The 9,317-nt window shown below is 70.0% G+C and carries 9 protein-coding genes; 4 read left to right on the top strand and 5 right to left on the bottom strand.

What is annotated here, in order from left to right; genetic code table 11:
* On the top strand, positions 1-408 hold a 408-nt coding region (locus G6039_RS14175), incomplete at its 5' end, for a DUF6319 family protein (RefSeq protein ID WP_241258785.1).
* Between the two features lie 44 nt (positions 409-452).
* A complete protein-coding gene (locus tag G6039_RS14170; RefSeq protein WP_043802893.1) occupies positions 453-1,115 on the top strand; it encodes a chymotrypsin family serine protease in 663 nt (220 codons plus the stop codon).
* A gap of 26 nt (positions 1,116-1,141) precedes the next feature.
* On the opposite strand, the gene G6039_RS14165 is transcribed toward G6039_RS14170, so the two are convergent.
* Genes G6039_RS14165 through G6039_RS14145 form a run of 5 tightly spaced genes read right to left on the bottom strand, consistent with a single transcriptional unit; the run spans position 1,142 to position 7,477 of the window.
* The gene (locus tag G6039_RS14165) at positions 1,142-2,278 is read right to left on the bottom strand and encodes an Mrp/NBP35 family ATP-binding protein (RefSeq protein ID WP_051446183.1); all 1,137 of its coding nucleotides are present in this window, start codon (positions 2,276-2,278) and stop codon (positions 1,142-1,144) included.
* Positions 2,275-5,142: a molybdopterin-dependent oxidoreductase gene (locus G6039_RS14160; RefSeq protein WP_043802898.1), complete on the bottom strand. Its 2,868-nt coding sequence runs from the start codon at positions 5,140-5,142 to the stop codon at positions 2,275-2,277. Before G6039_RS14160 ends, G6039_RS14165 begins: the two co-directional genes overlap by 4 nt.
* Positions 5,143-5,184: 42 nt before the next feature.
* On the bottom strand, positions 5,185-6,705 hold the full coding sequence (locus G6039_RS31250; protein WP_043802902.1) for a 4Fe-4S dicluster domain-containing protein: 1,521 nt from the start codon (positions 6,703-6,705) through the stop codon (positions 5,185-5,187).
* A 4-nt stretch (positions 6,706-6,709) separates the two neighbouring features.
* On the bottom strand, positions 6,710-6,943 hold the full coding sequence (locus G6039_RS14150; RefSeq protein WP_029546361.1) for a sulfurtransferase TusA family protein: 234 nt from the start codon (positions 6,941-6,943) through the stop codon (positions 6,710-6,712).
* Between the two features lie 24 nt (positions 6,944-6,967).
* Positions 6,968-7,477, bottom strand: coding sequence for a DsrE/DsrF/DrsH-like family protein (locus G6039_RS14145; protein ID WP_006930336.1), 510 nt, complete (start codon positions 7,475-7,477; stop codon positions 6,968-6,970).
* A gap of 191 nt (positions 7,478-7,668) precedes the next feature.
* On the opposite strand from G6039_RS14145, the gene G6039_RS14140 reads away from it, so the two are divergent.
* Together G6039_RS14140 and G6039_RS14135 are read left to right on the top strand one after the other, a co-directional pair.
* Positions 7,669-8,793 carry an MBL fold metallo-hydrolase gene (locus tag G6039_RS14140; RefSeq protein WP_231772402.1) on the top strand — a complete coding sequence of 375 codons (1,125 nt, stop codon included), beginning with the start codon at positions 7,669-7,671 and terminating at the stop codon, positions 8,791-8,793.
* Between the two features lie 115 nt (positions 8,794-8,908).
* Complete coding sequence (locus G6039_RS14135; protein WP_006930324.1) at positions 8,909-9,271, top strand: ArsR/SmtB family transcription factor; 363 nt, start codon at positions 8,909-8,911, stop codon at positions 9,269-9,271.
* The last annotated feature ends 46 nt before the right edge of the window (positions 9,272-9,317 follow it).

Below are 9,317 nucleotides of genomic sequence, written 5' to 3'. Positions count from 1 at the left end.
GCCCCGAAGAGCTCGTCCCGGGTATCCACCCCCGCCACGAAGGAGACCACCACCGTGCCGCCGACCGCACCCGAACCGCAGACCGGCGCGACCCCGAAGCCGAAGGCGGCGTCGCGTCGGCCCAAGAAGCAGCCCGGCGTGACCGTCACCATCACCATCGACCCCGAGCAGGAGTGGACGGTCGGTGTCGCGCAGGGCACCCGGCGCCTGAGCAAGGCCAATCCCGTCAGCCCCGACGCCGTGGAGCGCGCCGTGCTCGAGCTCGGCGACGAGGCGGCCCTCGAGGCGGTCCGGTCCGTGATCGACGCGGCGCGCCAGGCCGCGGAGGAACGCGTCGCGCAGCTCAGCCGCGAACTCGAGGAGGCCAGAAAGGCGTTGGAGAGCCTGGGATCGGGCCCGACCGGGTAGTCTGATCCGCTGATGCGGCCGGAACCGGCCGGGCGGGAGGGCTCATGTTCAAGCGCGTTGCGATGGCGATCGTCGCGGGGGTCGCACTGCTGACAGGTGGGACGGGGGTCGCGGTGGCGGCGCCGCCGGTTCCGCTCGGGGGCGGGTCGGGCATCACGCTCGGCAACGGATCCGAGGATCTGTTCGACTGCACGCTCGCCACGATCGGCAACGACCGTGGCGGCCGGCTCGTCGGTTTCACCGCCGGCCACTGCGGCGGTCCCGGGACGACCGTGAAGTCCGAGGCGGACCCCGGGGCCGGGGTCGTCGGGCGCATCGTCGGCACCAACGAGGTGCTCGACTACTCGGTGATCGAGTTCGACCGCGGCCGCGTCGCGCCGGTGAACCGGGTCGGCAACGTCACCATCACCGGCGTCGGCACCCCCGTGGGGTTCCCCAACGTGGCGTGCAAGGAAGGCCGCACCACCGGCAACACCTGTGGTGTCGTGTGGGGCGACGTGTTCAACTCCCAGGAGACCTGGACGCAGGTGTGCGTCGTCGAGGGCGACTCCGGCGCCCCGCTGGTCGTCGGCACGACGCTCGTCGCGATGGTCAACGCCTACCTGCTCACACCGTGCATCGGCCCGGAGGTGGGCACCAACTTCGTCACGATCCTCGGCGACGTCGACGCCCGGGGCGGCGTCGGCGCGGGTTACCGCCCCATCTGACGTACAGGCGCGGGCTCGTCGGCCGGCTACGGGACCGACAGCGGTAGCGGCCGGCCGACGAGGCTTCGTCTCGGGGCCGGCAGGGCCGCGGCGATCTGCCGGATCTGCGAGACGGAATGGGCGTGCGGCGTCGCCACCATGGCCGGGATGCCGCTGTCGCCCGCCGCGCGCAGGTCGAGGTCGAGGGGCACCTGCCCGAGGAGCGGTGCCGCGATGGCCCGGGCGAGGCACTCGCCGCCTCCGGTACCAAACAACGGTGTGCTCGCGTGGCACGACGAGCACACCAGCGCCGACATGTTCTCCACGACGCCGGCGACCGGCATCCGCAGGTCACGCGCCATGCGGCCCACCCGCTGGGCGACGGTCTGGGCCGCCGGCTGGGGCGTGGTGACGACGAGGAGCGCCGCGTCCGGCACGAGTTCGAGCAGCGAAAGTGTCACATCTCCGGTGCCCGGTGGCAGGTCGATGAGCAGGACGTCGAGTTCACCCCAGTACACGTCGCGCAGGAACTGCTCGATCGCCTTGTGCAGCATGGGGCCGCGCCAGACGACCGGCTCGTCGTCGCGGACGAAGAACCCGACGGACATGAGGGCGACGCCGAACGCCTCGACCGGCAGCATCGTTCCGTGCAGGGCGACCGGTGCGCGGCGCACCCCGAACAGATGCGGAACGGAGTAACCCCAGACGTCGGCGTCGAGAACGCCGACCCGCTTGCCCTGCTGGGCCAGCGCCACCGCGAGGTTGGCCGTGAGCGTCGACTTGCCGACGCCGCCCTTGCCGGAGGCCACGGCGTACACCCGGGTCGCCGAATCGGGACCGAAGGGGGGAGCGTCCTCTGGTCTCGTGCCGCGCAAGCGGGCGGCGAGCCGCCTCCGCTCGGCTTCGCTCATCGCCGTGAAGACGACCTCGACGCCGGTCACGCCGGCGACTGCCCCGGCGGCCGCGGTGACGTCGGCGGAGAGGGAGGCCTGCATCGGACACGAGGAGGTGGTGAGCCGGACGGTCACCCGGACGAGTCCGGAGCGATCGATCCTCACCTCGCCGAGCATGCCGGCCTGCTCGAGCGGCAGATGCAGCTCGGGATCCTCGACCCGGGCCAGCGCGGCACGCACCGCAGCCGCGGAGACCGCCGGGCCGGACGTCCTCCGCGACAGCAGGCTCATGTTCGCTCCTCCGTCCCGGGCGCGCGGAAGGCACGCCGGCGGGGTTTGACCGGGCGCATCAGGAACTCCGGGCGGCGCAGCCCGGACCGGCTGGGGCCGGGCCGGGTGTACGCCAGCCAGGCGCGGTAGACCTCGCGGGACCGCCGGGTGTCCACCACCACGTCGCCGTACCGGTCGTCGGCGTGGGCCTTCTCCACGCGCACCTTCTGGTGCCAGCAGTGCATGCCCGACAGCGGGTCGGGGTGCACGGCGAAGGCGAGGTTCTGATGCACGCCGGGGTCTTCCCAGTAGATCCGCTCGCTGTCCGGGTCGTCGCTGCGGAACGGCTGTACGCCCTGCTTGTAGCGCAACCGCCACACCCCGTCTCCGTCGTTGTCGAGATCGACGAGGCCCATCGCCCAACGGGATCCGGCGTTCTCGGACGTGCGCCAGCGGCCCATGTGGTGCGAGAGCGCGAGGACGCCGGGGCGGATCGACTCGGTCGCCCACACACGGGCCACGAAGTACCCGATCTCGGTGTTGACCCGGACCAGGTCACCCGTGCCGACGCCGAAGCGCGCGGCGTCCGAGGGATTCGTCCACAGCGGATGCGTGTTGCTGATCTCGTTGAGGTACTTCGCGTTCGCGGACCGAGTATGGACCAGGGTCGGCAGGCGGAAGGTCGGCACGAGCACGATCTCGTTGTTCGCCGGGTCGATCGAGCGGTGCCCGACGTGGGACTCGATGTAGCCGGGCGTGGCGTACTCCTCCCACCCGAAGTCGACCATGGTCTCGCTGAACAGCTCGAGTTTGCGCGACGGGGTGAGCCACCCGGCGGTCCTGCTGCCGTCCTCGTGGACGACACCGACGGCACCCGCCTCGCCGACGAGCGGCGGGGTCGAGTCCAGGGTGACGGGTTTGCGCAGCACCCCGTGCTCGTCCGGGTCCGCCCCCTCGGTCTCGGCGGCCGTCAGCGGCCGCTCGTCGAGCCGGTAGGTGTCCTTGGCGACCTCGAAGACGCCGTATCTGCGCATGTACTCCAGTGGGGTGAGCCCTTGGTCGGCCGCGGCCTTCGGCAGGCCGGGCACGCTGTTCTCGAACACCCACCGGTAGTACTCGTCGACGGTGACCTTCTGCCCGGGCCGGTAGGGGGATTCGAAGAACTTGCGGATGCCGAGGCTGCCGTCGGGGTCGATGCGCCAGGACAGCTCGAACCAGAACTCGTTCTCCTCCCACACCTCTCCGGGATTGGACTCGCGGGAGTCGGACACGCTCCGGCCCATGCGCTCGAGCGCCACCCGGGTGACGGGCTGGCGGAATCCGAGCCACTTGCCGGCGTACTGCTCGTAGGACTGGGTGTCGTGCCGCTCGGTGCTGTGCCCCATGGGCAGGACGTAGTCGGCGAAGGTTGCCGTCTCGGACCACGTGGGGGTGAGTGCGACGTGGCAGCCCACGAGCGATTCGTCGGTCAGGGCCTCCAGCCAGCTGAAGCCGTCGGGGTTGGTCCACACCGGGTTGTAGACGCGCGAGAAGTACATCGACAGCGTGCCGCGGCCGTCCTGGAGCAGATGCGGCAGCAGGATCGACATCTCGTTGGTCGACAGGGGGAACTCGGGGGGCCAGAGCAGCTCGTTCCAGGACTCGTGTCCCTGGGGCAGGTTCGGGCCGTGGGCGATGATCTTGTCCCAGCCGTTGGGGCTGGTGCCGCCCTTGGTGCCGACGCTGCCGGTGAGGACGTTGAGGAAGAACAGGGCCCGCGAGACCTGCCACCCGCCGAGGTTGCCGGCGGTCGCCGCCCGCCACACGTGCGCCGACAGGGCCGAGCCGGCGGTGGCGACGATCCGGGCGAGTTCGGCGATCTGCTTCTCGGGTACCTGCGCCTCCTGCGCGGCGAAGGCGAAGGTGAAGCAGGCGTAGTCCTCGGTCAGTGCGCCGACGAACACGTCGAAGTCGTCGGCGGGCAGGTCGGGGTGGCGGTGCTTCATGTAGGTGGGCCAGTTCACCCAGCGGCGCAGGAATGCCCGGTCGATGTGGCCGGTGCGCAGCAGGTACGACGCGACGGACAGCAGGATCGCCGCCTCGCTGCCGGGCCACGGGGCGATCCACAGGTCGGCGTGGGACGCGGTGTTCGACAGCCGCGGATCGAGCACGACGACCTTGGCGCCGCCCTCGACCTTGCCCTCCATGATCCGCTGCGCGTGCGGGTTGAAGTAGTGCCCGGTCTCGAGGTGGCTCGAGATCAGCAGGATGACCTTGGCGTTCGCGTAGTCCGGTGAGGGCCGGTCGTAGCCACCCCACAGGGCGTAGCCCAGCCGGGCGCCGGCGGAGCAGATGTTGGTGTGGCTGTTGTGTCCGTCCACCCCCCACGCCAGCAGGAACCGCTCGGCGAAGCCGTCCTCGCCGGGTCGGCCCACGTGGTAGACGACCTCGTCCCGGCGGTCCTCGACGATGGCGGCCCGGATCCGGGCGGCGATGTCGTCGAGGGCCTCGTCCCAGCCGATGCGCTCCCACTGCCCACTGCCGCGGGCACCGACGCGCTTGAGCGGGTACAGGATGCGCTCGGGGTCCTTGATCTGGTTGATGGTCGCGGGACCTTTGGCGCAGTTGCGTCCGCGTGAGCCCGGATGCGCCGGGTTCCCCTCGAGCCGCTTGATGGACAGGTCGGACTTGTCCACGTACGCGAGCAGGCCGCACGCCGATTCGCAGTTGAAGCAGGTGGTGGGCACCAGCATGTATTCGTGCGGCACCTTACGAGGGTGGGCCTTGGCGTCGTATTCGACGTGGTGGTCCCAGTTTTCGACCGGAGGAAAGTTCCGCAGCCGCTCGTGCGTGCGCTGACCGGGCAGCGCCGACCCGGTCGGGGTGTGCTCCGTCTCGGCAGTCATGGGGTTCCCTTCGGGTGGGTGGTCGGGTGCCGGTCGGGCCGCTCACGACAGGGGTGGGTCCTGGCCCGCCCGGACGAACGCAGTCTCGTAGGCCAGCAGTGAGATCTGCGTCAGCAGGCCGGCCGCGACGAGGAGGGCGGCCCCGGCGGAGCCGTTCCACGACGGGGCGGCCAGTGCGGCCGCCACCACTGCCGGGACGATCGCCCCCAGCCAGAACAGCCGGGCGTAGCGGCCGCGGGTGATGATGTGCGCGGCCAGGGTCGCCTGCCGGCTGGCGTGCCGGCCGGAGTACTCGATGAGCAGCATCAGCAGGTGCAGTCCGGTCGAGAGCACGAAGACGCGCACGAGGAAGCCGACCGCCCCGTCGGAGAGACCCGCGAACGGCGCGACGACGAGCAGCGCCCCGGTCCCGACCATGGCGGCCTGAACCAGCAGGTGCCAGAACAACAACGGTGACTGCCACAGGTCGCGGCCCTCGGCCTGCCCGAAGAGGAATCCGGTGTAGCCGGCGACCAGCGCGCCGGAGACCAGGGCGGCCCAGGCGAGCACGGTTGCGCCCCAAGCCGATCCGAGGAAGGCGGCGAGGACCCACAGGGCGGCCACCCCGCCGAAGGCGGCCAGCGCGTAGGCGCCCCACACGAGCCACGAGGACCAGTTGGATCTCAGGAAGATGTAGAGAAAACGCTCCGGCCGCTTCAGGTCCCAGATCAGCAGGACTCCGGTGAGGGCCGCGCCCGCCATGGCCACTGCGGGCGCCGCGTAGTCACCCAGCCACCCCAGGTCGATGCCCAGGATGTGGGCCAGCCCCGCGACGGCGAGGGCGCCGGCGGCGACGGCCTTGGTCCACAGGTAGGTCGTCACGCGCCATCCCCACGGCCGGGGATGCGCGGTGTTCAGCGTGGTGCGCGCCTTCGTGGTGCGATCCCCGGGCAGGTCGGCCGCGGTCTCGCGGCGGTGCGCGTCCGGCTCGGCCCAGATGTAGGTGTCGGCGACCGGGGCGACCAGCGGATCGAGGACCGCCCGGTCGGCACCGAGATAGAAGACGTTCGGCCCGGTGTTCTGTTCCGGCGAGCGCACGGCGGTCTGCTGCGTGCTGACCAGGGTGGCGATGCCGCTGGTCGGGTCGTCGAGGTCGCCGACCCAGATCGAGTGGGTGGGGCACACCACGACGCAGGCAGGCTCCATGTCGTTGTCGACGCGGTGCGCGCACATGTTGCACTTCGCCGCGGTGTGGGTGTCCTGATCGATGTAGATGGCGTCGTAGGGGCACGCCTGCATGCAGCTCTTGCAGCCGATGCAGCGCTCGTTGTCGAAGTCGACGATTCCGTCGTCGCGCTTGAACAGCGCGCCGGTGGGGCAGATCTTCACGCACGGTGCGTCGGTGCAGTGGTTGCAGCGCATCACACCGAAAGATCTTGTGGTGTTCGGAAACTCACCCGCGTCGACGTACTTCACCCACGTGCGGAACTGGCCGAGCGGCACCTCGTGCTCGGTCTTGCAGGCGACCGTGCAGGCGTGGCAGCCGATGCACGTGCGCTGATCGATCGCGAAGCCGTAGCGCACCGTCTCACTTCTTCCGGATGAGGTAGCGGTGGACGCCGTCCTCGCTGTTGTTGTCCAGCAGTTCGTTTCCCGTGTCGGTCGCCCACGACGGGATGTCGCGTTTCGATCCGCCGTCGGTGGCCTCGACGAGCAGGATCTGCCCGGACTCGAGCTTCTTGATCGCACGCGAGGCGAGCAGCACGGGCATCGGGCATTTCTGTCCCTTGGCGTCGACGACGACGTCGATCTGGTAGTCCACGGTCCGCTCCTGGGTTCGGAAGGGTCAGATGAAGAGGCTGATCTGGGACCTGCTCATCGCGGACAGGGCGGTGGCGGCACCGACGGGCTCGCCCACTCCCTCGAGGAGCTGGTCGCGGCGAAGGCCCAGCAGGTCCATGGTCATCTCGCACGGCCACAGGTTCACGCCCAGCTCGGTGCACATCTCGACCAGCTCGGCCGGGTGGGCCACGTTCTTCTGGCGCGCAAGTCTTTTCATCATCCAGGGCCCGGCGCCGGCCAGGTGGAGCTTCGACAGCTTCATGTGCCGCATGCCCGGCCGGTTCATGCCGGCCAGCGCCTTGGTCATCGCGTCGGTGCCGGTGATCCGGACGTCGTCGCGCACCAGGGGGAACAGTCCCCAGAAGGTGAAGAAGATCGTCGTGGACATGCCGTAGGCGGCGCCGGTGGAGCCGAGGATCAGGGTCGGCCACATTCTGTCCAGATCGCCGCTCCACGCCACGATCGTCATGCTCTCCGGGGCGTCGTCGACGTCACGCTGCGGGTTGTCCGACATGCGCCGGCCCCTTTCGTGGTTGCCGGGGAGGCCTCGTGCGGCCTTCGCGCGGAGTGTTGCGATATGTGATCCAGAACACTACATTCGTGTATGCGCATACCGCAAGATGGTTCGGAAAGTCGCCCTCCCGGTGTGCGGACCACCCGCCCGTTTCGTCCCTGGGAGGACCCGTGGCCGATACCGTCACAGCGTTGGAACTGTTTCGCGAGCTCCAGGCGGGCACCGTTCCCGAGATCCTCGACATCCGCAGCACCGAGGATTTCCGGGCCGGCCGGATCGAAGGACCCCGGCCCGTTCCCACTCGCCACGTCCCGGTCTATCGGGTGATGGAAGAACTCGAGGAACAGGCCGCCGTCACGCGGGCGGGCGCCGTCGTCGTCTGCGGACAGGGCAACGGCTCCGAACTGGTCGCCGAGGAGTTCGAGACGCTGGGCCTGCGCACCCGCTCCCTCGAGGGCGGTACCGACGCGTGGAACCGGCTCCTCGTTCCCGTCGAGATCACCGGACTCCCCGGCGACGTGCGCATCTGGCAGTTCCAGCGCCCGGCGAAGGCCTGCCTGTCGTACCTCGTCGGCGTGCCCGGCGGCCGCGGCATCGTCGTCGACCCCGCCAGATCGACCGAGGCATACCTGGAACTTGCTCGAATGCAAGATGTTTCGATCGTGCACGTCGTGGACACCCACGTGCACGCGGACCATGTCAGTGGTGGCCCGGCACTGGCCGCCCGGCTCGATGCGGAGTATCACCTGCCGCCGGAGGACGCCGGCGGCATCGTCCCGTTCCCCAACCGGCCGCTGAAGGAGGGCGACGCACTCGACCTGGGGTCCACCGTCGTCCGGGCCATGACCATGCACCTGCCGGGCCACACCCCCGGCACGACGGCGCTGCTGGTCAGCGATTCGGTCCTGCTCGTCGGCGACACCGTCTTCGTCCGGGGACTCGGCCGGCCCGACCTGACCGGCCGGGCCGAGGAGCTGGCGCGGGATCTGTTCCGCAGCGTGCACGACAGGCTGCGCCCCCTCGACCCGCGAACGATGATCGCCCCGGCCCACTGGTCGAGCAGCGAGGAGATCAACGCCGAAGGACTGGTCGTCACCACGTTGGAGGAGGTTTTCACCGCCACACTGCTGAACGAGCACGCCCTCGAACGCTTCGTCGAGCAGATCGTGAACTCGCTGCCCGCAGCCCCGCACACCTACGAGACGATCCGCCGCGTGAACGCCGGACAACTCGCCCCCGCCGACGACGAGCTCGAGGTCCTCGACGTCGGCCGCAACCAATGCGCGGCAGCCACCTCGCTGAAGACCGCCCACTGAGCGGTGCGGCCACCGACGGCACCGTCGCGCTCGCCGGGCCGGCGCCCCGCCGCGATCCGCTGCCGCCCGGCCGGCGCACCTATAATCGGCACCCGACGCTCGGTTCGGAGGGGTGATGGAACAGGACATCGCGGCACAGTTGCAGGAACTCCACGCCCGAGTCTGCAAGGCCATCGCCGACCCCAAGCGACTGCTCATCATCAACGAGCTGCGGGACGGCGAACTCAGCGTCGGTGACCTGTGCGAGGCGCTGGGCTTCAGCCAGTCCAACGCCAGCCAGCATCTGTCCGTTCTCCGCGAGCGCGGCATCGTGAACGCGCGACGTTCCGGCAACAACGTCTTCTATTCGCTGCGCAGCCGGAAGATCGTGCAGGCGGTGGACCTGCTCCGGGAATTCCTGGCCGAGGACCTGGCCGACCAGGCGATCCTGCGGGGCGCCCTCGACGGCCGGGACGTCGACCTCGGCCTCGATCTGTAGGGCGCCGTCGCGCAGGCCGATTCTCCACCGCCTCGACGGATCCGCG

Source organism: Rhodococcus aetherivorans (assembly GCF_011058165.1).
In the GTDB taxonomy this organism is placed as follows: Bacteria; Actinomycetota; Actinomycetes; order Mycobacteriales; family Mycobacteriaceae; genus Rhodococcus; species Rhodococcus aetherivorans.
The sequence above is the reverse complement of the archived record's forward strand: the minus strand, read 5'-3'. Positions and strand labels throughout refer to the sequence as shown.

Bases quoted from the DNA above. Each gene is read 5' to 3' on its own strand.
- G6039_RS14145 (WP_006930336.1), bottom strand. From the start codon at position 7,477: ATGTCGGACAACCCGCAGCGTGACGTCGACGACGCCCCGGAGAGCATG.
- G6039_RS14135 (WP_006930324.1), top strand. From the start codon at position 8,909: ATGGAACAGGACATCGCGGCACAGTTGCAGGAACTCCACGCCCGAGTC.
- G6039_RS14165 (WP_051446183.1), bottom strand. From the start codon at position 2,278: ATGAGCCTGCTGTCGCGGAGGACGTCCGGCCCGGCGGTCTCCGCGGCT.
- G6039_RS14160 (WP_043802898.1), bottom strand. From the start codon at position 5,142: ATGACTGCCGAGACGGAGCACACCCCGACCGGGTCGGCGCTGCCCGGT.
- G6039_RS14170 (WP_043802893.1), top strand. From the start codon at position 453: ATGTTCAAGCGCGTTGCGATGGCGATCGTCGCGGGGGTCGCACTGCTG.